Source organism: Acetivibrio clariflavus DSM 19732 (assembly GCF_000237085.1).
Taxonomy (GTDB): Bacteria; Bacillota; Clostridia; order Acetivibrionales; family Acetivibrionaceae; genus Acetivibrio; species Acetivibrio clariflavus.
Window position 1 is genome coordinate 3,988,005 of sequence record NC_016627.1, and the last position, 24,487, is coordinate 4,012,491.

Here is a 24,487-nt window from a genome sequence, read left to right on the forward strand (position 1 = left end):
CAATTTGGAGGTTCTTGAACATGTCTATTGTATCACAGAAGGTTAAGGAAGAAAATAGATTTTCTTTGACAGTTGATAACTTTTTCAAAATGTTTTCTGTAGGCTATCTGTTAAAAAAGTCAAACGCATATAAAGATAAAGGTATTCCTTGTCTTACGGTATTCAAAGTACTGTTTGAACTTGTTTTTACAGGCAAAAATCTGTTTATGAACTATAAAGCAGAAAGCTTTGATATACCATTTGCAAGGGATGTGGTCTACAGATTCTTAAATTCCATACATATCAACTGGCAAAGATTTTTATATTTGCTTTCTGCAAAGGTCATAAATCATCATATCGATAGATTAACGTCAGATGAACGGGTTGATGCCTTTGTAATTGACGATTCCTTCTACAGTAGGACAAGAAGCAAGTCAGTTGAGCTTTTAAGTTGGGTCAAAGATCATGCTGACGGCAATAAGAATAAAAAAGGCTTTCGTATGCTTACACTTGGTTGGACAGACGGTAATTCATTTATTCCTGTGGCCTTCAACCTTTTAAGTTCAACAAATCCAAGGGTTTGCATTAATCCAGCGAAAAATACTATAGATAAAAGAACCGTTGGTTTTAAACGCCGACAGAATGCCTTAGCCACTTCACCGGAATCTGCTCTGTCTATGCTGGAACAAGCAGTTGCTACCGGTATTAAAGCAAAATATGTTTTATTTGACAGTTGGTTCTCCTTTCCGGCTACTATTATCAAAATTTGTAAGATGAATCTTAATGTGATAGCTATGGTAAAGGATACTCCCAAGATTTACTATAACTTCAATGGTGAAAAAAAATCATTGAGAGAGATATACCGAACTGTCAGGAAACGTAGAGGAAGATCAAAATACCTTGCTTCAGTTATGGTAGAATTACACGATAAAGAAGGAAACCACATTCCGGCAAAAATTGTCTTTGTCCGTGACCGAAGAAACAAGAGTAAATGGCTAGCTCTCATATCTACAGATACTAGTCTTCCCGAAACAGAGATAATCAGGATATACGGAAAACGCTGGGACATAGAGGTATTCTTCAAGATGTGTAAGTCATACCTTAAGCTGGCTAAGGAATTTCAAGGTCGTTCTTATGATATGATGGTTGCCCATACAACTATTGTTTTTTCAAGGTACATTATGTTAGCGGTTGAGAACCGCAATAATACTGATTTACGCACTATTGGTACTTTGTTCTACTATTGCTGCGATGAACTTGAGGACATTAAATTCCATGAGGCACTGCAGCTTATAATAGAGGCTTTAAAAACTACTTTACAGGAAAAACTGCTTTTGACAAAGGAAACAGTCAACGAGTTTCTCAACTACTTTGTCACTTGTTTGCCTGTTCATATCAAGGCAAAGCTATCAGTTGTTTCCTGCGAAAGTTGATATATTAATTTTAAATCATGACCACCCGTAAAACGGGTGGTTTGCTCAGCCCTATAAGGGCGTGTTACCGGCCAGCGCCTAAAGACGCTGGCTTTCACTTCGTTCAAGCCACTTTGCCTTTGTCACTTTTGCAGTCCCTAAAGGGACGAACTTATTACCAACTACCCCTTAAAGGGGTCTTCATACTCTTTCACACTTAACTTATCTATCATTATGTCATGTTTATATTGCTCTTGTATGTATTTCTTAATTGTTGCTTCATTTAGTCCTACTGTACTTACATAGTATCCTTCCGCCCAAAAGTGTCTGTTCCCAAACTTATATTTTAAGTTTGCATGTCTATCAAATATCATAAGTGCACTTTTCCCTTTCAAGTATCCCATAAAGCTTGATACACTCATTTTGGGTGGTATGCTTACTAACATATGTATATGGTCTGGCATCAAATGTCCTTCTATTATCTCGACTCCTTTATATTTGCATAGTTGTTTTATTATTTCCCTTATACTTTGTTTGTATTGATTATAAATTATTTTTCGTCTATACTTAGGTGTAAATACTATATGATATTTACACATCCATTTAGTTCGTGCTAAACTGTGTTCTTTGTTTGCCATTAAAATCACCTTTCCTTTTGTTATTATAGTAGCTTGAACAACTCTATTATAACGGAAAGGTGATTTTTTGTATAACTCCTGTCTCGCACCCGCATAGCGGGTGGTTTTTTGATTCACACGCTTTGCGTGTGAATCAGGCTAAAGCCAATAATAAAAAGGGGCTATTGCATTACGATTACTAATCTGTAATGCAACAGCCCCCTTATTATTAACCTATTTTGTTGTCTGTGCTTCAACAAGCCTTTTACCGCAATATATTTCACGAAGCTTTGGCTTTTCAATCTTACCGGTAGCATTTCTCGGTACCTGGGCAAAAATTACTTTATGTGGACGTTTATAACGCGGCAGTTCTTTACAGAACTCATTTATATCTTCTTCAGTGCAAACTGCACCTTCTTTTAACTCAATTATAGCCGCTGCAATTTCACCCAATCTATTATCGGGAAGCCCTATAACAGCAGCATCTTTTATAGCATCGTGGGTACGTAAGAAGTCTTCTATTTGTACGGGATATATATTCTCGCCACCGCTGATTATAACATCTTTTTTACGGTCAACCAAATATATAAAACCGTCCTCATCCATACGCGCAACGTCCCCGGTATACAGCCAACCGTCTTTAAGTATTTCTGCCGTTGCTTCAGGATTTCTGTAATAACATTTCATTACACCGGGACCTTTGACAATCAGTTCACCTACTTCACCGGGTGCCACAGGTTCCCCATTATCTTTTACAATAGCGGCTTCCCATAGATATCCCGCTTTTCCGATAGAACCAACCTTGTGAAGATTTTCTACTCCAAGGTGAACACAACCCGGGCCGGAGGATTCACTAAGGCCGTAATTGGTGTCATACTGATGATTCGGAAATACCTCTTTCCATCTGCGAATAAGACTTGGAGGCACAGGTTGAGCACCCGCATGCATAAGTCTCCACTGTTCTGTGCGATAATCCTTTAGATTAATTTCACCACGGTCAATAGCATCCAAAATATCCTGTATCCAAGGTACAAGCAGCCAAACAATAGTAGCTTTTTCTTCCGAAACCGCTTGGAGCACCCACTCCGGTTTTACACCTCTTAAAATAACAGCTTTACCGCCAACCATCAAACTACCGAACCAATGCATTTTAGCACCTGTATGATAAAGGGGCGGAATCAACAAAAACACGTCATCCCTGGTCTGCATATGGTGTTTCTGTTCAACAATACAAGCGGAAACCAGTGCCGCGTGGGTATGTAAAATGGCTTTTGGAAATCCTGTTGTACCGGAAGAAAAATAAATTGCAGCATCATCGTCATCTTTCAGTTCAACCGCCGGTGCCGTTGAAGAGCAGTAAGCAACAAGTTTATCATAGCTATCAGCAAAAGAAGGTCTGTTCTCTCCAACGTAGAAAAATGTTTTTACACCATGGAGATGGTCAAATATCTGTTCCACACGTCCAATGAATTCCGGTCCGAATACCAATACATCCGCTTCTGCCAATTCAAGGCAGTATTTAATTTCCTCGGCAGTATATCGATAATTCATTGGCACAGCCAGTGCTCCAGTTTTCAAAATACCAAAATATATCGGAAGCCATTCCAGGCAATTCATAAGCAATATTGCAACTTTATCGCCTTTTTTAATACCTCGGGTTAGTAGAAGATTTGCAAAACGATTTGCCTTTATATCGAATTCTTTCCAGGTCATTTCACGCCTATATTTTTCACTGGGACTTGTCTCAATCAAATTGTATTCTCGCCAAGTAACTGTTCGATCGGGTTGATTGGCCGGATTTATCTCCACCAGGCTAATCTCCGATGGATAAAGCTTTGCATTTCTTTCAAGAAAATCAGTAATTGCCATTTTCTAACATCCTCTCTTTCCCCTCAAAATCATTCATACAAGGTATAAAAATACGCCCTGCATGTTCAAGCAGCACAAACTGCATTAACATAGAGGACGAAAATATGCATTGCCGCCATTATTTGCCCACAGACGGTTTACATAACTTTATAGAACAAACATGTTCCGGCACGTTAACTGGTTTTCCATGTTGCAGTCTACGCAAAAAACGGTAATAAAATTAGTTTAATTCTATCATTGAACTGCATAATTTTCAAGAGTTTACAATAATCAAAATGAATGCATTTTTCGTTAATTCTTTTGACTGTTTTTTAATGGCAATTACATACGGCTATATCAACATTATTTTTCAAAAAGCTTTCGATATTCCCCATACCCTTCTTTTTCCAAGTCTTCTACAGGTATAAAACGCAAAGCCGCTGAATTTATACAATATCTCAAACCTGTTTCCGTTGGACCATCATTAAATACATGGCCCAAATGGGAATCGGCATGTTTGCTTCGTACTTCGGTACGTACCATTGAATAGCTTTTATCCACCTTCTCCACTATATTTTCCCTGACCAGCGGTCTGTCAAAACTCGGCCATCCGCATCCCGAATCAAACTTATCCTTCGAACTGAACAAAGGTTCCCCTGAAACAATGTCTACATAAATTCCTTCTCTTTCATTATTCCAATACTGATTGTCAAAGGGTCTTTCAGTAGCGTTTTCCTGAGTTACCTGATACTGCAGCGGGGACAACGTTTTTCTCAAAGTATCATCATCGGGTTTTGTATATCTCTTTCCGGAAGTATTTCTTACAGCGCAAATTTTCTGAATAAAGGTTTCCCGGCCCGAACCTGCTTTATACCTGTTATAATGGTCCGGATTCTTCAAGTGGTAATCCTGATGATACTCTTCTGCAGGATAAAATTCTTTAGCTTCTATTATCTTTGTTGCAATAGGTCTGTCAAATATCCCTTCGCTCTCTATCTCTCTTTTGGAAGCTTCGGCAAGTTTTCGCTGTTCTTCGTCATGATAAAATATTGCGGTACAATACTGAGGTCCTCTGTCGTAAAATTGCCCGCCGGGGTCTGTAGGGTCGATTTGGCTCCAAAATACATCAAGAAGTTTTTTATAGCCAATTTTTTCAGGGTCGTATTTAATTCTTACCGCCTCATAGTGTCCTGTATTTCCTGAACATACTTGTTCATAGGTAGGATTTGTCACATGCCCTCCCGTATATCCGGCAATCACTTCAAGCACACCGTCAAGTTCCTTAAATGGAGGAACCATGCACCAGAAACATCCGCCGGCAAAAGTAGCAAACTTAAATTTATCGGTATTGCTATTCATAATAATCACTCCTTGCAGCGACTCGGTAATGGCAAAAATATTTTTTTATTATTTTCCCTAAATAGCATTGCCTCTATCAAACCAATTTAATATTATATTTATACCCATAAATAAATTTCATATAATTTTAATACTTTCAATTTTTCATAAATTTAATTATTTCAAACATTCAATGGCTGCCTTTTCTTTTATTGCATCTTGAAAAATTGAATCTTTTTTTGATAATTACACATATTTAATATGGACTTTTTAAATTTGCAATTATTTATGTTCAGGTATTCACAAATCTGAACAATGAAAGGAATGATAATTATGAAAAATCACAAAAAAGGCGATAAACTTTATATTAATCTTATATCCGGCCCGGATGACATTAGACCCATTTCCAAAACTCCCGCAGGTGATGCTTCGACAGACCCCTTTTGCGTTTATGCCCATAAAAGACATGCTGTTGGCTCAAAGATAATAAACAATGACGGTTCAGAAACTGTATGTACAGCCCACAACAACGGTTCATGGCAAAATATAAATTCGATTGAATAATTTTTTTAAGCTAAAAACTTGGCTGCCTTAAAAAGCGGCCAAGTTTTTCTTTTCTGCAAAAGTCGGATATAATGTTAAATGAATTTCTTTTTTCACTCTTACCTGTTTATATTTATTGTTTTGTGGAAAAAATCAATGTGTTGGAAATATTAATTCAGATGCCCATTACATAATTTTCAGGAGGTAATTATGTTTAACAATAAAGTAGCTGTTGTAACCGGCGGTGCCAGCGGCATCGGGAAGGTTATATGTGAGGAATTTAAAAAGGAAGGTGCATACGTATGTATTATCGACAAACAACCCAATGAATATTTCACAGGCGATATTGCCGATGAAGAAACTCTGCGTGCCTTTGCATCCAAAGTTATAAATCAATACGGAAATATCGACTATCTTATTAACAACGCCTGTATTTCTATGGGAGGAATCGAGGACTGTTCTTACGAAGATTTCAACTATGTTCTTCGTGTCGGCATATCGGCCCCATTTATGCTGACAAAATTGTTCATGGACCATTTTAATAAAGGCGGCGCTATTGTAAATATTTCATCCACACGAGACAGAATGAGTCAGCCAAATACCGAAAGCTATACTGCTGCAAAAGGTGGAATTTTCGCATTGACACACGCCTTGGCAGTCAGCCTGTCGGGAAAAGTCAGGGTCAATTCCATAAGCCCCGGATGGATTGACACCACAAATTCTGAATTTGAACCTTCGGACAAGCTGCAGCATCCGGCAGGCAGAATAGGAACTCCGCTTGACATTGCAAATATGGTGCTCTTCCTTTGCAGTGACAAAGCAGGGTTTATTACCGGTGAAAATATTACCGTTGACGGTGGTATGACCAGGCAAATGATTTATCACAACGATTTTGGCTGGACTTATAATATCAATGAAAGCAAAAATAAATAATTTTTGTAAAGATATTACTGTTTTTAACTTGACATATTGAAAAAACTGGCATATATTAATCAATAGATAATCAAAAAATACCATTGTCAACGATAGAAATCTGAAATATATTTTCATATTTAAGTTCTTTTGTCCGTAAGGTTTTGCATAAAGTAAAAATAGCAATCGGTTTCGTTTTTCCTTGTAAGTTTCACAAATTAAAATGCATTAATTATTACAAATATCCTCTAAATAAAATACCCAATATTAGGAGAAGATGCTTATGACAAACGCTTTAAACCCGCAAACCAAACTCAAGATTTTAGAACTCGATCCTTGGTTGGAACCTTACAGGTACGACCTGGAAGAAAGAATGAGACGCTATTATTGTGTTAAAAAAGCTCTTCTTGGTGAAGTTCAAAGTCTTAAAGATTTTGCAAACGGTCATCATTATTTCGGTTTCCATCAAACAGAGGACGGATGGTATTATCGTGAATGGGCCCCTGCAGCAGATGCTTTGTTCCTAATTGGTGACTTTAACGGATGGAACCGTGAATCCCATCCTCTTACACGAAAAGCCAACGGTGTTTGGGAAATATTCCTTCCGGGCAAAAACACACTGCCCCACAAATCCCTTGTCAAAGTACATGTAAAAAGTCAGGGGCGTGAATTTGACCGTATTCCTTTGTATATAAGAAGAGTAGTACAGGATCCCGAAAATCATAATTTCAACGGACAGATTTGGGCACCGGAAAAACCTTTTGAATGGACCGATTCCGATTTCCGTGTCGATGTCACAAAACCACCGTTGATCTATGAAACCCATATAGGTATGGCACAAGAAAAGTGCGGTATAGGTACTTATAAAGAATTCGAGGAAAACATACTGCCCAGAGTAAAAGAATTGGGCTATAACACCATCCAGATAATGGCTATTATGGAACACGCTTATTATGGTTCCTTCGGATACCATGTCACCAACTTTTTTGCTGCCTCTTCATGGTTTGGAACTCCTGAGGATCTAAAATCCTTAATCAATAAAGCTCATGAGATGGGCATAGCCGTCCTTATGGACCTTGTTCACTCCCACGCTGCAAAAAATACTGCAGAGGGTATAAATGAATTCGACGGTACTGATTACCAGTTCTTCCACAGTGGAGGTCTGGGCAATCACGACGTATGGGATTCCAAACTCTTTAACTATGGCAAGCATGAAGTAATGCACTTTTTATTATCCAACATAAAATTCTGGATTGAGGAATATCACTTTGACGGTTTCCGCTTTGACGGAGTAACTTCCATGATTTATCACGACCATGGTTTGGGAACCGCCTTTGACCACTATAACAAATACTTCAGCATGAATACCCATGTTGAAGCGGTAACTTATCTTCAGTTGGCCAATGAACTTATAAAAGATATAAAACCCAATTCAATTACCATTGCAGAAGATATGAGCGGTATGCCGGGAATGTGTCTTCCCATTGAATATGGCGGAATAGGCTTCGATTACAGATTGGCCATGGGAATGCCCGATTTTTGGGTCAATACATTAAAACGTAATGACCACGACTGGGATATGCAAGCATTATACCATGAACTGTCCACATGCCGTTACATGGAAAAGCGTATAGCCTATGTGGAATCCCACGACCAGGCCTTGGTTGGCGATAAAACCTTTATTTTCAGAATGGCTGACAAGGAAATGTACTGGCATATGAACAAAGGAAGCCAGAACTTGGAAATAGAGCGGGCAGTAGCTTTGCACAAGATGGCCAGACTAATTACCATTTCCCTTGGTGCGGAAGGTTATTTGAATTTCATGGGTAACGAATTTGGCCACCCCGAATGGATTGACTTCCCGCGTGAAGGCAACAATTGGAGTTTCAAGCACTGCAGAAGAATGTGGTCCCTTGCTGACAGTGATTACCTCAGGTATTACGACTTGAATCAATTTGACAAGGCAATGATCCATTTCATGTCCGATGAAGGTCTTATGGGCTGTACACCTCAATGTTTATGGATAGATCAGGACAGGAAATTAATTGCCTATAGAAAAAAAGATTTTATATTCATATTCAATTTCCATCCCACCCAGTCATATCCTGATTTTGAAATACCAATTCATCAGGATGCCAAATTTAAGGTGGTTCTTGATACCGATGACCCGAAATTCGGTGGACATGGTCGCATCTCACACGATGTGATTTATGAAACTCATAGGCTAAAGATGAATAATGACTTTAACGGAATTACCATATACTCTCCCACTCGTACGGCAATGGTTTTAAAAAAAGTGTAGTTTAAACAATGGAAAAAAGTTTACAGTTTCTTTCCAGTATTATTAATCGTGGTAGATTTTAAATTAAAAAATTTACCACGATTAATGTTTTATGTTATAATGTCGGTATAATTATAACTCATAAGCTTTTAACCGTTTGCTTTGGGCTGCTTGTTTTTAAAAAATAGATCTACATTAGAAATTCCGGTTTAATGGAATCTTATTGAAAACGATACTTATCATCGCAACTATTCTCAAAATAAGAGAAAAAAGACGTCGCAAATAGTCACCTTTTCGAAAAGCCAAGCAGAAAATATATTATACACTTCTTTGTACATACTTTCATTGACACTTCCATATTTTTGTTATATAATAATTTGTATATTTGTAACTTTCTCAATTATGAAATAATCAAATTCATATCATATTAATTAAATATTTTGAAAATATGCGCGCTTAAAATATTAATTTAAATAAAAAATGAAATATTTATAGGGGAGGAAAATTCCAATGAAAAGAGTTTTATGCATGTTTTTAACTTATGCTATGCTTTTCGGTATTTTTTTGACCTCATTAAATTTGGAGGCTTCCTATGCTTACCCCATTGATTCCGAAAGCATAACATCAAGCCAAAACACCCCGGTAATTTCAGCAACTCCAATTCCGCAAAAAGATTTTACCGTTGAAATTGCATCAGAGCATAAAGAATTAGACGGCAATGTAATAATCCCTATAACTTTCTCAAATGTCCCGGAAAAAGGAATACTCACTTGCGATATGACTATAGTGTACGACCCAACCAAATTGGAATACATATCCTGTGATATCGGTGACATCGTTATCAATCCCGAAACCAACTTAGTAGTAAGCAAGGTCTATGACGGTTTGATAAAACTCCTTTTCCTGGATGAAACATTGGGAAATGAACTTATTACTTCCGATGGAATCTTCATAAGTCCAATATTTAAGAAATTACAATCCTACAATGAATCAACCTCCATCAAAATAATAAGATCAACCTTCGGTGATTTTAATTTAAATGAAGTTAAGGCAAAAATTATTCAAACCGCTGACAATATCCCTATACCATCATCAATTGTATTGCCGACCTCAATATCAACACCAAAACCGACTCCAACACCAACTCCTATAATCTTTCAATTTGCTATAGGTTCTGCAAACGGAAATACCGGTGAGCTCGTGACTGTTCCCATAAACTTTTTAAATGTTCCTGAAAACGGAATAAGTACTGTCGATATAGAAGTTACATACAACCCGACACTATTGGAATTTGTTTCTGCAGCACCCGGCGCAGTAATTCCATCCCCTGACCAAAACTTTAATTATAATACCTCTTCTGAAAGTTCAATAAATATCCAATATTCAAAGGATTCCGAAACTCCAGCTTGCATCACCAGCAACGGAGAATTTGCAAATATTACATTTAAAGTGTTATGCAAATATGACATAAATACTTATATTTCAGTCCGCAGCTATACCTTTAAGGACGGAGACCTTCAAGATGTTTACGCTACTCCACGTTCCACAGGTACTATATACATATCGGGAATCGAGCTTCCAAGCTTTGGTATTGAAATAGGTTCCGTTAATGGATATGCCAATGACCTTGTAACCGTACCCATTTATTTTACAAGTATACCGTTTAATTACATCGTTTCATTTGATCTTACACTCAATTACGACCCAAGCCAGCTGGAATATATATCTTATGAACCTGGAGAAATTCTAAAAGAGAGCGATTTTTGTTTCGGAATTGAAAAAATATCTGACGGTAAATTAAACTTATCATATCTCAACTACATAGAAGGTTATATTTATAAAAGCGGTTTACTTGCAAACCTTACTTTCAGGGTATTAGGTTCGGCTGAAGAAACTACTGTTAACATAACCGAATCATCTGTTGCCAATCGTACCTTAAAACGTGTAAATCCAATCATAACTCCCGGTAAAGTCAACCTTTTACCCTCTTCGGGATATAAAGTTTCCGGTTATGTATACTCGGAGCTTGAAAACAATAATACATCAAACAACTCCTTCAATGAAGGATTCAAAGTTGAGTTATCTGGAACTAATTTGTCGGCACTAACTGATAAAAGCGGTTATTTTGAAATCAGAAATATACCTGCCGGAACTTACTCATTAAAAATCACCAAACCCAATTACCTCGCAAGGGAAATTAAAGACTTTATCGTAGAAAAGGATAAAGAATTATCAAGTCCTATTGTAATGTGGATAGGTGATATGGAAATAGACGGAGTACAAGATGGGGCAATAAACATGGAAGATATCATGGAAATATGTAAAGCTTTCAATGGTGTATCAGGAGACGCTGTCTATAAAGAATCTCTTGATCTGAATAAGGACAGCGCTATAAATTTGGAAGATATAATGATAGTTGTAAAACATTTTAACAAGACTTCTGCAGATTATTAAAATTACATCAAAGTAATTTGCAAATCAACAGTTAAATAGAAAAACTCGAAAGGGCGTTCAGCCCTTTTTTATTTTGTTCATTTTACTTTATTTAAAAAAATGGTAAGAATTTAAATTTATTGCCATTTATTGCGGTTTAAATATTTCTCATATTGTGATATCGTAATATAAAAACAGTAAAAAAATTAAATATAATATATAGTTTTGTAATAACATTATTTTCTTGCTGCCTAAAAGGAGTTGAAATAATGAAGAAATGTGTGAACATATACACAGAGGGAGGAAAGCTCATTGCAAAAGGCACGGGATGTTATCCTCCCCGAAAAGTAAGCGACCTTAAAGAACTGATCAGAGAAAGTGCAAAAAAATACGGTAATTCACCGGCATTCAAGTTTAAAGATAAAAACGGAAATATTGTATCAAAAAGCTATATTGATTTTGAAAGAGATATAAACAATCTTGGTACCGCTCTAATTTCCATTGGATTAAAAGATAAAAGAATTGCAATAATAGGAGAAAACAGGTACGAGTGGGGTGTTGCTTATTACTCCATAATTAACGGCACCGGTGTGGCAGTACCTATGGATAAATATCTTCCTCCCGTTGAAATAGAAAATCTGATTGAAAGAGGAAAAGTTGAAGCCATATTTTACAGTCCTACCTATCACGAAGCAATGGTCGGAATTTCAAAAAACAACACCAGAATAAAGTATTATATTTGTATGGAAGATATAGACCGAAATACCGATGAAAAATTTTTAAGTCTTCCCAACCTCATTAAAACCGGACAGCAACTTGTAGACAATAATGATATGAGTTTCATAGAATGTCCTGTTGACAGAGAAAAAATGTCCATACTGCTTTTTACATCGGGAACAACCAGCCTTGCCAAGGGAGTTATGCTTTCCCATGCCAATATAGCTGCCAATATTACAAGCATATCCTGTTCCATAAAGGTTTATCCCAACGATGTTCACCTTTCTCTCCTGCCTTTGCATCATACTTTTGAAAATACCATAGGATTAGGGTTTATGGTTCACAGCGGAGTAACCGTTGCCTTTAGCGACGGTATAAAACATGTTGCACAGAATTTACAGGAATACGGAGTTTCCGTACTCGTTGCCGTTCCGGCCATCATAGAAGCAATGTACAGGAAATTGCAAAGCGGAATAGAAAAGTCGGGCAAAGCTAAATCTATAAATATACTCATAAAACTTTCCGAGGCATTGCGTTCTGTTGGAATCGATCTAAGACGAAAATTTTTCAAAAGCATTTTTGATAAGATAGGTCCACGACTGAGACTTGTTATATCCGGTGCTGCTCCCCTTGATATTGATATTATTACAGGATTTGACAAGCTTGGATTGAAAATCCTGCAAGGTTACGGCTTAACAGAAGCATCTCCGGTAGTATCGACAAACAACGATTTTGTAAACAAGCCCGGAACCATCGGTCCGCCGCTTTATGACATTGAAGTTGCAATAGATAATCCCGATGAAAACGGCATGGGCGAAATTCTGGTCAGGGGCAAAAACATAATGTTAGGCTACTATGAGGATCCGAACACCACAAGGGAAGTCTTAGATGAAAACGGATGGCTAAGAACCGGAGACCTTGGCAGCATTGATGAGGATGGAGTTATTAAAATCTCCGGCCGTGCTAAATCAATGATAGTGTTTACAAACGGTAAAAAAGCTTTTCCTGAGGAATATGAAGTCTTATTGAATGACATTCCCTATGTAAAAGAATCCTTTGCGTGGGGTAACAGGGCACCCGATGGAGACATACAAGTATGTGCAAAACTGGTAGTGGATATGGATGCTCTAAAGTCGGCTAAAAACAGCATTCCATCTGATGAAGAATTGGCATCTATGTTCGGAGAAGCTATAAAAAATATAAACAATAATCTTCCCAAATATAAAATTATCCGGTATTTTGTAATGTCAAAAGAGGATTTGATTAAGACAACCACACTAAAAATCAAAAGACCTCTGGAACTGGAAAAAATAAAAAATGCTCTTGACAAAGCAAATACCGACATGAGAAAAGCAAACGGAAAATTCATTGAAAAGCTGTAATAACCAAAATCCAATGCTTTATTAATGAGATCTCAATAAGATGGGTTTAAAAATTGCTTCCGCCATAAAACAAAAAATGCGGAAGCAATTTTATACTTATTGTGCAACAGAATAATATCAATGTTTTGGCTTATTCGTAAATAAATATACAAATAAAGCCAAAAATCCCAATAATATCAAAACACCTAAACCCAACAGTATAAAGACAATTCCTAACGCCATCATTTTATTCCTCCATATGAACTTAACAAATCCGTTTTGCATATTATACTATTATTTCTATTAATAGTCAATTTAAAACAATGTCATAATTTCGATTTAAAAAATCCCGGTAAAGCCGGGATTTCCTGCAGTTTGATACTTATCAGTATTTTCCGAATTCATTTTCACTCAAAATGATGGACGGTTCATTAATTTTGGCTGTTTTTGACTTGACCTTACCCTTCTTCCTGCCGCTACCGGTTTGCAAACTCTCCTCAACCTGCTTCAGAATCTCTGAATCAACACCCTGTATGGTATTATTGCACATATCATCGGTACTTCTATTTCTAATTTTAAATCTGCCAACCAAATCTTTAAGCATTTCAGCCTGGCTTGCCATTTCTTCGCTTGCCGCTGCACCTTCCTGAGCATTCGCAGAATTATTCTGAACAACTTGGGATACCTGTGCCACACCGGTATTTATTTGTACTATGGCACTGGCCTGTTCACTTGTAGCAGTTGCAATTTTATTTACAATATTTGCGGCTTCTGATATTCCGACCACTATATCATTTAAAGCATCTGCAGTATCCTTAGCTATTTTTAAACCATCTTCTGTCTTCATAATGGAACTTTCAATAAGAGCTGTTGTCTCTTGTGCCGCACTGGCACTTCTTGCTGCAAGATTTCTAACTTCATCGGCAACAACTGCAAATCCTTTACCGTGCTGACCGGCTCTTGCAGCTTCCACAGCAGCATTCAAGGCTAATATATTGGTTTGGAAGGCAATATCCTCGATTACTTTAATTATCTTGGAAATATTGTTGGATGCGCTGTTTATTTCATTAATAGCATTTAACATCTCAGTCATTTGATTATTACCGCAGATAGCACCTTCTTTTACCGTAGCTGCCACAGCAAACGCTTGCTCTGCATTTTCAGCATTGCTTTTAGTCTGTTCGGCTATTTGTTCCATTGAAGCGCTCAATTGCTCAATTGTACTTGCCTGTTCCGTGCTTCCTTGAGACAGAACCTGTGAGGAATCGGATATTTGCTTTGCTCCTATTGCAACCTGCTGTGCTACAGCGTTAATTTCATAGAGAACATCATTGAAAGTGTTTATTATGTTATCGAGAGAATATTTTATTTTAGCAAATTCACCCTTATAGTTATCGTTAGTATATACGTCAAAATTGCCTCCCGATATTTCGGTCAATACCCTTGTTATTTCATCCACGTAACCGGATAATGCAGCTATTGTTGAGTTTAGAGCATTTTTCAATATCGCATGCTGCCCTTTATAATCACCGTTAACCTTAACATCAAGGTTTCCTTCCGATACTTCAGCCATAACTTCAGTAGCTTCTTTAATCGGTTGTATCATAGAATCCAGAGCTATGTTTATTCCTTCTATGATTTCCTTATAATCACCTTCAAATTTATCAGAGCATCCTCTAACATCCAAATCCCCTGCTACTGAAGCATCAGTTATTGTTTTTACTTCATAAATAAGTTCTTTTATTGAATTTGAAACCGATAACATATTTCTTGAGAGGACATCATTATCGGAACTTAACTTAATATCTACATTCAAGTCCCCTTTTGCAAGTCTCTCCGCCGCATTTGCCTTATCCTGCATATTTGAGACAATGTCCTTCACTGCTTTAGACAGTTGTCCAATTTCATCCTTGTAATTTAAATATTCACTCGGGATATCCAGGGCCAAATCACCGTTTGACAATTGTTCAAGCTTTTCAGCCATATAAGCTATAGGCTGTGCAATCCTCTTTAAGAAAAAGAATCCGATTGCCGACAAAAGCAACATTGCAATAAATTCAATCAATCCTATCAATGTCCACATTTTTTTCAACGGTGCCAGAACCTCACTCTTTTCGGCAGCTAACACCAGTATCCAGCCGGTTTTGTCCAAAACTGTGCATGCTCCTGTCATTTTTTTCTTTTCAGAAGTATAGTTAATTCCGGATGATTCTTGGATTTCGCCTTTTTGGAGATTTGCAACCATATTGGAAAATAACTTAATTTCATTCGGTTTTCCTATCTTGCTCACATCGTTTGACCATACATAATTGCCTTTTTTGTCGATAATAAATGTATTGCTTGATTCGGCATTGTTTATTTTTGAATCAATAATGTCGCTTACCATATTTTCTATATATACAGAAGATCCAACAAAACCAATTGCTTTGTCATCATCCTGATTAACAACAGGTTGTGAAAATACAACAATAGGTTTTCCTGTCAATTCTGAAACAAGAATTTCACTTATTTCAGCCACTCCGGAAGATAAAACTTTCTTTGCATATTCCAAGTCGCCTAAACTTGATCCCACCATACTCGGTTCAGAACTGGCAATTATTTTAGCCTTTGCATCGGCTATAAAAATATTATCCATCTTAGGATTATCCTTAATATAATCTGCCATCCATTGGCTTATATTCTTTACATCGTTGTCATTATAGTTTCCCGATAATATTTTCAACACAGTTTCATTTTTTGCCAAGCTCTCCGTATCGACTTGTTCCCTGGTTATTATTTCGGACAAAGCTTCTCTTTCATCCTCAACGGCTGATATTGCAGCCATTTCAGTTTGCCGAATAAAAATACTGTTCGTTTGCAGATAAGCAAATACATTTACTGTAATAACGGAAAAGAAGATCAATGCTATGACGAATAAAGTTAGTTTAAATTGAATTTTCATAAATATTTCAACCCTTGTACAATTAATATTGTATTAAATCAGTGACCGAAGCCACTGTTCGACCCATTAAAATTCATTGTTAACATAACACTTCAAACTTCATTCTTTTCTAAACATCAAGCACATCATCCGGCTTCACATCTTAGCCATTTTGCCAGCAACTGTTGGCCTGAACCTTGACAATCATGTATAATATCTTCCGGACTTGGAAGGTGAGTGTTTCACCTCCTGGGACGGACCTTAGCGGGCCGATTACCCGTAAGAAAGAGTATTTATCCATTCCGGTAAGTCTACATGATTTGGCTGGTTGAGGCCAGCTCTTTGGCTGGTTCCTCGTGTCACATGCAAGGTTGTTTGCTTACATGGGAAGGAATGGAGGCTTTTAAGTCCATTAATCTTAAAAAGGAGGCATTTTAATGAATTTCAGACCCATTGCAGGAATTGATGTGGGTAAGTTCTTCAGTGAAATGGCGATTCTTTCTCCTACCAATGAAGTGGTTGCCCGCATGAAGATTCACCATGATTCCAATACCGACGTTGAAAGAGCCGTTGAATTGCTTAATAAAACGGAAAAAGATTTTGCTTCAAGGCCTTTCATAGTCATGGAATCCACCGGGCACTATCACAAAATCCTTTTCCATTCACTTTGTAAAGCTGGATTTGAGGTTTCGGTAACAAACCCCATCCAAACTGATTCTATCAAAAATATTGGAATCAGAAAAGTGAAAAATGATAAAGTGGATGCCCGGAAAATTGCCCTGCTATATAGATTTCAGGAACTTAAGTCAACCAACATCCCCAATGAGAATATTGAGTGCCTCAGAAGCTTATGCCGCCAGTACTACAAACTGAATGATGAGCTTACTGCTTACAAAAATAGGCTTACCGGTATTGTTGACCAACTCATGCTTAACTTCAAGGATGTCTTCTCCAATATATTCTCAAAGGCTGCTATGGCTGTCCTGGAGGAGTATCCTACTCCTGCCCATATTCTTAAGGCTGACAGGAACAAGCTGATTTCACTGATTCAGAAGAAATCCCGCAAAAGTCTCAAATGGTCAACTGCCAAGTATGAGCTTCTGGTCTCCAAGGCCAGAGATTTTGCACCTCTGAGCATTCATAATGCCTCAAATGTTATTATGCTGGGCGTATATATCTCCATGATCAAAACCTTGGAAGAAAGCCTGGAGAAAGTCCTTAAGTCCATTCGTCTACTGATTGCTGAAGATATGGCGAAGGATATGCCCATGCTGGCATTGACGCTTGAACTTTTGCAGAGCCTGCCAGGTATAGGCCTTCTCTCTGCTGCTACTATTCTTGCGGAGATTGGAGACTTTTCAGCCTTTAAAAAGCCAGGCAAGCTGGTTGCTTATTTCGGCGTTGACCCCTCTGTCATGCAGTCCGGAGAGTTTACTGGCACACGGAACAAGATGTCTAAGAGAGGTTCAAGGCTGCTTCGCAGGGTGCTTTTCACAATTGCTCTTGCTAATATCCGTACCAAGCGGGATAAGACAGCTTGCAACCCTGTGCTGCTGGAGTTCTACCAACAAAAATGCCAGAGTAAGCCTAAGAAAGTAGCTTTGGGAGCTGTTATGCGCAAGCTTGTTTGTATCATCTTTGCTGTCCTAAGGGATAGGAAACCTTACCAGTTACGCAGCCCCCAGGAACACGCTCAAATGCTTGCAGCAAAGCATACAGCAGCTTGATAGTACTGTACTTGATGTTCAGTTTTCAAAGAGCAACTTGCTATTTTAGACCAGCTATTTTATGTCTACCTCACCTAGGTGGTCTTGTTGTCATGCGTTTCATTAACGTCAGGAGCCTAAAAAAATTTCTCAAAATTTTTATTATAAACTCTTGACTTTAATTAGCTGGTCTTTCTGTTAAGAAAATTAGTATTTTTATTGCCTCTTAATCTTAACAATTTCACTGCGAATTTTATTGGAACGATAATGTATATATTTTTAACTGCAATAACAACTGCAAAAGTATGCTTGCTTTTAGGGAATAAATCAAAATAATTAATATTTTGATGTACATGTAAAACAGAAATTTGCTTGCTATTGAAGTGATTGCAACACAATAATTAATCAATTTTATGCCAGCAATGCAACAATAGTTGATTTATTGTGTATTTCTATTTCACCGCTTTTAAGTGTTGCAATTTCTCCGATGGAAAGGGCTCCCTCAACTCGATACTTCAATTTGTTTTGAATGTTCGAAAGTTCTTCCTCAAAGCGGTCTTCTAAAAACATAGCCCTGGATATGCAGTCAAAGAGAAGCGGTATATATCTGGGAGGAGCATTTTTTGAACACTTTTCGGCAATTTCCATGGAAGAAGCAAGCAATGTGTCATTATCTCCTTTAAGTATATATATTTCACTTCCCTCAGGAATATCTGCAACACATATAATTTCATCGTTTTCATTTACATCTATGGGATCTCTAACAATAATACTTGCATCATCTTTACGAATTCCAAAGGGATGGTCTTTTGCAAACATAAAAAAGTCTGATTTGCACAAAGTTATCCTTTCTATATCCTCAATAACGGATTTATATACATCAAAAGCATTATAATTATCCAAACAGCATAGTGTGTTATTTTCCGTTTTTGTCGCAATAAACGGTCCCTCAAACCTTTTCCATCCATGTTCTACCGCAAAGTACGAAGTATATTTTACTATGCAAACATACAAAGCATTTTCGTACATTCCATTGTTGTCAAATATACATCTTCTCTGGACAAAATCATAAAAGCCAGCTCCACTGCCTATATATGTAACACAATTTCCTACTTTTTTATAAAGAGTATCCACCAAATCCTTCATTTGACTTGATAGTCCATCAACAAGCACAATAGCGGTACATCCTTTAATTTCCTCAGGTTTTATATCCACATCCACTATAAAGGGAAAAACTAATCCGGAATAAACCGGTTTGTATTTTTGAAGTATAAAACCGGAACGTTTACTCTTGTTCCCAACAAGAAGACTCGGATAAATTCCACCGAAAAATTTTATATTTTTGCCGTTTAAGTAATCGGACAGCTCAGCAACGTCTTCTGAAGAATTATCTCCTACAAGAATCATCAATTGCTCTGAAGGTTCCAATTCAATACTGTCGACATATAAAGTGAGCTGAGACAATGTTTCAAAATACATATACAAGCCTCCTCTTTATTTTTGCATAACCAAATGCTTAGAAAGGCTAAATTTTAATATATGTATTTCTTTTTGTTTTTATTTTATGTAAACTCTTAGCTAATCTAAATTCTATATCGAACAAATTTTATATAAACTTAATATTAAATTAGGAATTTTTTCAAATATAGGTCAAAGGGAACAGATTCTTTTCTCCAAATTTTTATGATGCAAAATGCTCTACCCGCATTTTATAATACTTATATGAAGACTTTTTAAATTAAAGGAAGAAAAGTCTTAGTACCTAAGTACCATTTAGTCGATACAAATGTATCATTTACAGAAATGCACAATTTTTTTTATAATTATAAATGGAATCATTCTTATGTTGCTGTAATTTTCATCAATTTCAGTCCGATTGTTTTTACTTCTGTGGCTTAAATTCTATGCACCGACCAGATGACAACAAATGAAATATAAAGTTAAATTATACTTTTTTCACAATTGTAAAAGCATTGGAGTTTAATTTTAAAAACCTCTATTGAAAAAAACAATTTTGATTTGGTTGTAGCGGTTAAGGGAGAAAATAAGGAGGCAAAGCATATATGAATGAGTTCTCACATGAACTGGAAATGGAGATTCTAAAAAAGAACACTATACTGAATTCATACTGCAAAGACTATTACACCAACAAAGAAAAAGTTCATAACCTGGAATTGGAACTTGACGAACTGCTCTACCGATACTACAAACTCCTCAGGCACAAAATGATTAAAAATGAGCCTTTGTTACCTTATTTTTATCCTATGCAGCAAAAGACAAATTATATACCCCCAAAATAAAATACAGTCATCCCCAACACCGGATAGTATCAAATCTATCCGGTTTATATTTTCTATATATTAAATTAGATTTTTTGCAACTTCATTAAAATTGTTTTGCATCTTGCTAATACTCATTTTTTAATATTAACTATAATTTACTCCGCATAACTTCTTTTTTCTCTCAATTTCTTTGTATTACTATATATTGACTTGTGTCACAAAAAATGAGATAATATTTTATATTTTATTCGCGTCTTATTTTTTAGTCAGTGTACTTTTCAGTCTCATAAGCTTAATTCATCCTATTTACACAGGGAGGAATCCTCGTGAACAGCATTAATTCTTCTTTTAATTTTTTTATGCTTATCTTTTCAATATTAAAAAAAATCTATAAAAAAGTCCTGCTTGCCGCAACCAAGCTGTTTTCCTACATTGCGTCAATTCTTAGACTTATAAGCATAAAAAAAAGGCTTATAATATTCTTTGTATTACTATCAAGCTTACCTTTGATTATATTGGGAGTGTTTAGTTACACCAAGTCCAGTAAAGCTGTTAAAAGCAAAATTGAATTCTTTTCAAGTGAGATGTTTGCACAGTCTGCTCAAAATATTCGCCTCAAAATGGATATTATAGATTACGGATGTGTAGAGTTGGAATGCAACAGAGACGCCATTGGCCTTATTAAAAAGTATAAAAGTGACAAAAGTACTTTAAGGGATGTGCTTACAGCTTTTAACAGAATATTGAATTCAAAATTTACCGAAATGACTATAAAGGGTTGCACAGGTTCCTTATTTATATGTGAAGGTGAAATAATAGGAATGAGCGCTCCCTATCAAATATTAAGAGGCTTTAATCTAACAGAAGAACATATCCGCATAGCTAAGGAAGCAAAAGGAAAAAGTGTATGGCTAATAGAATCGCTTGAAGGCATCGAAAATCCCTACATTATAGTACTTAATCAAATCTATGATAATTACACATCAACTGATTTAGGCACACTAGTTTTAATTCTCGATCAACATTTCTTTTCCGACGCTTTCAGCACAGTTAATTTTACCGAAACCTCCGAAGTGTTTATTGTAAACAGTGAAGGTACAATTTTTTCAAGCAATAATATCCAAAAAACACCTTTAGCTTCTAAATATTCTAACATGGAAGTTATCGAAGAAATTAACCGGCAAGTTGCACAAGCTTATACCTCCCAAGATATGATTGAAAATTCCAAATCTGTAAGCGGTACTATAAGCTCCCAATTAAACGGCAACAAGTTTATATATTGTTATTCAACCATTAAATATACCGACTGGTGTATCATCGGTACAATTCCCTATGAATTCTTAACCAAAGATTCAACAAATCTGGGCATGACAATATTTGAAGTGGGAACAATAATATTTATCCTTGCAATTTTATTGTCAGTTCTGGTTTCCATGAGTATTATTTCACCAATGAACAAACTTGAAGATTATATGCAGAATGCAAAAAACGGAGACTTGAGCCTATGTATAAACGATAGATACACCGATGAGATATCCGGATTAAGTAAAGACTTTGATGAAATGATCAAAAATATAAGAAATCTGGTATCAAAAGTTAAAGAATCTTCTGACCAGGTTCTGAAAAGTGCAGGGGATGTTACAAGGCTTTCATCTTTATATTTGGCATCGTCGGAACAGATTGCACAAAGCATGTCCCAAATTGCAGCAGGAACTGCAGAACAGGCATCCAACAGTTCGAACGCAGTTAATTTTGTAAACGAGTTGTCTCATGATATTAATGAAGTTGAAGAAAACGTAAAATTGTCCGCTAAAATTATAGATAATACAAAAGCAATCAGTGAAAATGCCATGAACGCTATTGAGTCCCTCAATCAAAAATCTGTACAAACCAGTCTGGTAAGCGAAGAGATTGTAAATAACATAAATACTCTGAATACCGACATAAAACAAATAGAAGATATTGTAAACTTTATAGGAAATATCTCCAGGCAAACCAATCTCCTTTCTCTAAATGCCGCCATTGAAGCTGCAAGAGCCGGTGAATCGGGCAAAGGCTTTTCTGTAGTAGCAGAACAAATAAGAAAACTTGCAGACCAGACACAGGATGCTTTAAAAACTATAAGCTCAGTTATTTACGATATTCAGAAAAAAGCCGAATTCACTGCCAATTCTGCAAACAACACACAGTCCATTATCAAACAGCAATTAGAAGCTGTTGAACAGGCAAACAACTCCTTTGAAACAATTCTTCAATCCATGGATGAAATAAGCAATTATATGGATAAATTCAGTGAATCGGTCAATGTAATTCTTGAATCAAAAGAAAAAACCCTCAATGTAATTAATGATATCTCCTCTGTTTCTCAGGAAACAGCTGCAACAACTGAGGAGATATCCTCAACAACTCAGGATCTGATAGCTCGCGTTGAAGAACTTTCAAACCAAGCCAATCTGCTTAATAATATGGCTCAGGAACTCAATGAATCCATATCAATTTTTAAAATTTAGGCACTCAAAAATATTTACGTCCTATTACTATTCTTTATCTACCGGACGAGTTACAATAATATCGGCGCCAGTGCCAAGTACATCTTTGCAAACTACCTGATGAAATTGCACTGGTGCTTTAAGTTCTATGTTTTTTAACAGTTGAACAATCTCAGTTAATTTTCCCTTTGGAACCGGCTTATTGCTTCGTACACTTACCAAAGGCAATACACCGCCTGCAACTTTCACTGTGGAAGTCAAATATCTAACCGGATTCATCAGCTCGTTACGGGCATACTCCACACCCTTAGGGCATAGAGCGTTTTTTACTATTACAGAGTTTTCATAGGTCACTTCCAGCTCGCAACCATTAGGACAAACAATGCAGGTCATTTGTTTTTCAATTTTCATTTATAGCTACCTCCAGCCTCTCAACACCCTCAAGATCCGATGCCTTTAAATTTACCACTATCATTTCGGAAGGATTTAACTTTTTATATCTAAAGGACTTAATTGGGTTTGAGCCGTTTAAAAAAGTTAGATTGGCGTTCTTCCATTGCCTGTCTGCTCTCATTGAAAACGTAACATCCCTCTTCCCTGAAACAGCGTGCGGAATCACGTAGCGAATACCCCTTCCGGCTTTTACAGTAATTTTACTTTTCCTTTCATATTCAGCCTCAAGATATCTGATTACAGACCTGGCTGCTTCTTCTGCTTCATTAGAAACATGGTCGACAAGGTCATGAACATGCAATACATTTCCGCAGGCAAAAACTCCTTCAATGCTGGTTTGCAGACTCTCATCCACCATTGCGCCCTGAGTGACTTCATCTATTTCAATTCCTGCATCTTTGGATAATTCATTTTCAGGAATGAGGCCAACTGACAATATTAGGGTATCACACTCAATTTTTTTCGATGTCCCGCGTATCGGTTCGCCCTTGTCATCTACCTTTGCAATAGTAACACTCTTCAGCCTTTCTTTTCCTTCTATGTTTACAACGGTATGACTCAATAAAAGGGGAATATTAAAGTCATCAAGACATTGAGTAACATTTCTGGCAAGCCCGTTGGAATAAGGCATTTTTTCAACCACTGCAATAACTTTTGCACCTTCTAATGTAAGTCTTCTTGCCATTATAAGGCCAATATCCCCGGACCCCAAAATTACAATCCTCTTCCCAATCATTATGTTTTTGATATTGACAAAGTTCTGGGCTACTCCTGCAGTAAAAATTCCGGCAGGCCTTGTTCCCGGAATTCCAATTGCCCCCCTTGTCCTTTCTCTGCAGCCCATAGCGAGAATTACCGCCTTTGCCCTATAGATATCAATACCCTTAGAACTCATAACAGTTATCTCTTTATCACGGCTTAAATTAATTACCATGGAGTTTGTTCTAATCTCAACGTCCAACTTTTCGGCTTCGTCTATATATCTTCGGGCATATTCCGGACCGGTTAGTACCTCCTTAAACTTAATAACTCCAAAGCCGTCATGTATACATTGATTGAGGATCCCTCCCGCAAAAGGTTCCCTCTCAATGACAACAACGTCTTTAATACCGTTTTTTGCAAGTTCTACAGCAGCCGCCAATCCTGCCGGCCCTGCCCCAATTATAACTACATCCTTTTCCAATATCATTTACTCT

16 protein-coding genes are annotated in these 24,487 nt (G+C 36.9%); 9 read left to right on the forward strand and 7 right to left on the reverse strand.

Annotated elements, in window-relative coordinates; genetic code table 11:
- Positions 1-20: 20 nt before the first annotated feature.
- Entirely contained in the window at positions 21-1,412 is a 1,392-nt protein-coding gene (locus tag CLOCL_RS16595; protein ID WP_014254049.1) for an IS4 family transposase, read from the forward strand.
- A gap of 161 nt (positions 1,413-1,573) precedes the next feature.
- Here CLOCL_RS16595 and tnpA read toward each other — a convergent pair whose 3' ends face one another.
- The 3 genes from tnpA to msrB all read right to left on the reverse strand — a co-directional run bounded on the left by tnpA (position 1,574) and on the right by msrB (position 5,215).
- Entirely contained in the window at positions 1,574-2,029 is a 456-nt protein-coding gene (gene tnpA, locus CLOCL_RS16600; protein ID WP_014253709.1) for an IS200/IS605 family transposase, read from the reverse strand.
- 213 nt (positions 2,030-2,242) lie between these two features.
- Positions 2,243-3,877, reverse strand: a complete 1,635-nt coding sequence (locus CLOCL_RS16605; protein WP_014256418.1) for a class I adenylate-forming enzyme family protein — start codon at positions 3,875-3,877, stop codon at positions 2,243-2,245.
- A 342-nt stretch (positions 3,878-4,219) separates the two neighbouring features.
- Positions 4,220-5,215: a peptide-methionine (R)-S-oxide reductase MsrB gene (msrB, locus tag CLOCL_RS16610; protein ID WP_014256419.1), complete on the reverse strand. Its 996-nt coding sequence runs from the start codon at positions 5,213-5,215 to the stop codon at positions 4,220-4,222.
- A gap of 312 nt (positions 5,216-5,527) precedes the next feature.
- Here msrB and CLOCL_RS16615 point away from each other — a divergent pair, with 312 nt between their 5' ends.
- The 5 genes from CLOCL_RS16615 to CLOCL_RS16635 all read left to right on the forward strand — a co-directional run bounded on the left by CLOCL_RS16615 (position 5,528) and on the right by CLOCL_RS16635 (position 13,462).
- Positions 5,528-5,758 carry a hypothetical protein gene (locus CLOCL_RS16615; RefSeq protein WP_014256420.1) on the forward strand — a complete coding sequence of 77 codons (231 nt, stop codon included), beginning with the start codon at positions 5,528-5,530 and terminating at the stop codon, positions 5,756-5,758.
- 189 nt (positions 5,759-5,947) lie between these two features.
- Positions 5,948-6,670 carry an SDR family oxidoreductase gene (locus CLOCL_RS16620; RefSeq protein WP_014256421.1) on the forward strand — a complete coding sequence of 241 codons (723 nt, stop codon included), beginning with the start codon at positions 5,948-5,950 and terminating at the stop codon, positions 6,668-6,670.
- 262 nt (positions 6,671-6,932) lie between these two features.
- Complete coding sequence (locus tag CLOCL_RS16625) at positions 6,933-8,951, forward strand: alpha-amylase family glycosyl hydrolase (protein ID WP_014256422.1); 2,019 nt, start codon at positions 6,933-6,935, stop codon at positions 8,949-8,951.
- A 489-nt stretch (positions 8,952-9,440) separates the two neighbouring features.
- The gene (locus CLOCL_RS16630; RefSeq protein WP_014256423.1) at positions 9,441-11,384 is read left to right on the forward strand and encodes a cohesin domain-containing protein; all 1,944 of its coding nucleotides are present in this window, start codon (positions 9,441-9,443) and stop codon (positions 11,382-11,384) included.
- Between the two features lie 248 nt (positions 11,385-11,632).
- Positions 11,633-13,462, forward strand: coding sequence for an AMP-dependent synthetase/ligase (locus CLOCL_RS16635; protein WP_014256424.1), 1,830 nt, complete (start codon positions 11,633-11,635; stop codon positions 13,460-13,462).
- Positions 13,463-13,826: 364 nt separating this feature from the next.
- On the opposite strand, the gene CLOCL_RS16640 is transcribed toward CLOCL_RS16635, so the two are convergent.
- Entirely contained in the window at positions 13,827-16,382 is a 2,556-nt protein-coding gene (locus CLOCL_RS16640) for a methyl-accepting chemotaxis protein (RefSeq protein ID WP_014256426.1), read from the reverse strand.
- Positions 16,383-16,798: 416 nt separating this feature from the next.
- On the opposite strand from CLOCL_RS16640, the gene CLOCL_RS16645 reads away from it, so the two are divergent.
- Positions 16,799-18,088, forward strand: a complete 1,290-nt coding sequence (locus tag CLOCL_RS16645; protein ID WP_014256427.1) for an IS110 family RNA-guided transposase — start codon at positions 16,799-16,801, stop codon at positions 18,086-18,088.
- Positions 18,089-18,478: 390 nt separating this feature from the next.
- Here the strand turns inward: CLOCL_RS16645 and CLOCL_RS16650 are convergent, their stop codons facing one another.
- Positions 18,479-19,546 carry an FIST signal transduction protein gene (locus tag CLOCL_RS16650; RefSeq protein WP_014256428.1) on the reverse strand — a complete coding sequence of 356 codons (1,068 nt, stop codon included), beginning with the start codon at positions 19,544-19,546 and terminating at the stop codon, positions 18,479-18,481.
- A 584-nt stretch (positions 19,547-20,130) separates the two neighbouring features.
- Between CLOCL_RS16650 and CLOCL_RS16655 the strand changes: the two genes are divergently transcribed.
- Together CLOCL_RS16655 and CLOCL_RS16660 are read left to right on the forward strand one after the other, a co-directional pair.
- Positions 20,131-20,367 carry a hypothetical protein gene (locus CLOCL_RS16655; RefSeq protein WP_014256429.1) on the forward strand — a complete coding sequence of 79 codons (237 nt, stop codon included), beginning with the start codon at positions 20,131-20,133 and terminating at the stop codon, positions 20,365-20,367.
- A 308-nt stretch (positions 20,368-20,675) separates the two neighbouring features.
- Positions 20,676-22,859, forward strand: a complete 2,184-nt coding sequence (locus CLOCL_RS16660; RefSeq protein ID WP_014256430.1) for a methyl-accepting chemotaxis protein — start codon at positions 20,676-20,678, stop codon at positions 22,857-22,859.
- Positions 22,860-22,886: 27 nt separating this feature from the next.
- On the opposite strand, the gene CLOCL_RS16665 is transcribed toward CLOCL_RS16660, so the two are convergent.
- Positions 22,887-23,249: a DUF1667 domain-containing protein gene (locus tag CLOCL_RS16665; protein ID WP_014256431.1), complete on the reverse strand. Its 363-nt coding sequence runs from the start codon at positions 23,247-23,249 to the stop codon at positions 22,887-22,889.
- Entirely contained in the window at positions 23,239-24,480 is a 1,242-nt protein-coding gene (locus CLOCL_RS16670) for an NAD(P)/FAD-dependent oxidoreductase (RefSeq protein ID WP_014256432.1), read from the reverse strand. Before CLOCL_RS16670 ends, CLOCL_RS16665 begins: the two co-directional genes overlap by 11 nt.
- Positions 24,481-24,487 lie beyond the last annotated feature (7 nt).

Bases quoted from the DNA above. Each gene is read 5' to 3' on its own strand.
- CLOCL_RS16595 (WP_014254049.1), top strand. From the start codon at position 21: ATGTCTATTGTATCACAGAAGGTTAAGGAAGAAAATAGATTTTCTTTG.
- tnpA (WP_014253709.1), bottom strand. From the start codon at position 2,029: ATGGCAAACAAAGAACACAGTTTAGCACGAACTAAATGGATGTGTAAA.
- CLOCL_RS16605 (WP_014256418.1), bottom strand. From the start codon at position 3,877: ATGGCAATTACTGATTTTCTTGAAAGAAATGCAAAGCTTTATCCATCG.
- msrB (WP_014256419.1), bottom strand. From the start codon at position 5,215: ATGAATAGCAATACCGATAAATTTAAGTTTGCTACTTTTGCCGGCGGA.
- CLOCL_RS16615 (WP_014256420.1), top strand. From the start codon at position 5,528: ATGAAAAATCACAAAAAAGGCGATAAACTTTATATTAATCTTATATCC.
- CLOCL_RS16620 (WP_014256421.1), top strand. From the start codon at position 5,948: ATGTTTAACAATAAAGTAGCTGTTGTAACCGGCGGTGCCAGCGGCATC.
- CLOCL_RS16625 (WP_014256422.1), top strand. From the start codon at position 6,933: ATGACAAACGCTTTAAACCCGCAAACCAAACTCAAGATTTTAGAACTC.
- CLOCL_RS16630 (WP_014256423.1), top strand. From the start codon at position 9,441: ATGAAAAGAGTTTTATGCATGTTTTTAACTTATGCTATGCTTTTCGGT.
- CLOCL_RS16635 (WP_014256424.1), top strand. From the start codon at position 11,633: ATGAAGAAATGTGTGAACATATACACAGAGGGAGGAAAGCTCATTGCA.
- CLOCL_RS16640 (WP_014256426.1), bottom strand. From the start codon at position 16,382: ATGAAAATTCAATTTAAACTAACTTTATTCGTCATAGCATTGATCTTC.
- CLOCL_RS16645 (WP_014256427.1), top strand. From the start codon at position 16,799: ATGAATTTCAGACCCATTGCAGGAATTGATGTGGGTAAGTTCTTCAGT.
- CLOCL_RS16650 (WP_014256428.1), bottom strand. From the start codon at position 19,546: ATGTATTTTGAAACATTGTCTCAGCTCACTTTATATGTCGACAGTATT.
- CLOCL_RS16655 (WP_014256429.1), top strand. From the start codon at position 20,131: ATGAATGAGTTCTCACATGAACTGGAAATGGAGATTCTAAAAAAGAAC.
- CLOCL_RS16665 (WP_014256431.1), bottom strand. From the start codon at position 23,249: ATGAAAATTGAAAAACAAATGACCTGCATTGTTTGTCCTAATGGTTGC.
- CLOCL_RS16670 (WP_014256432.1), bottom strand. From the start codon at position 24,480: ATGATATTGGAAAAGGATGTAGTTATAATTGGGGCAGGGCCGGCAGGA.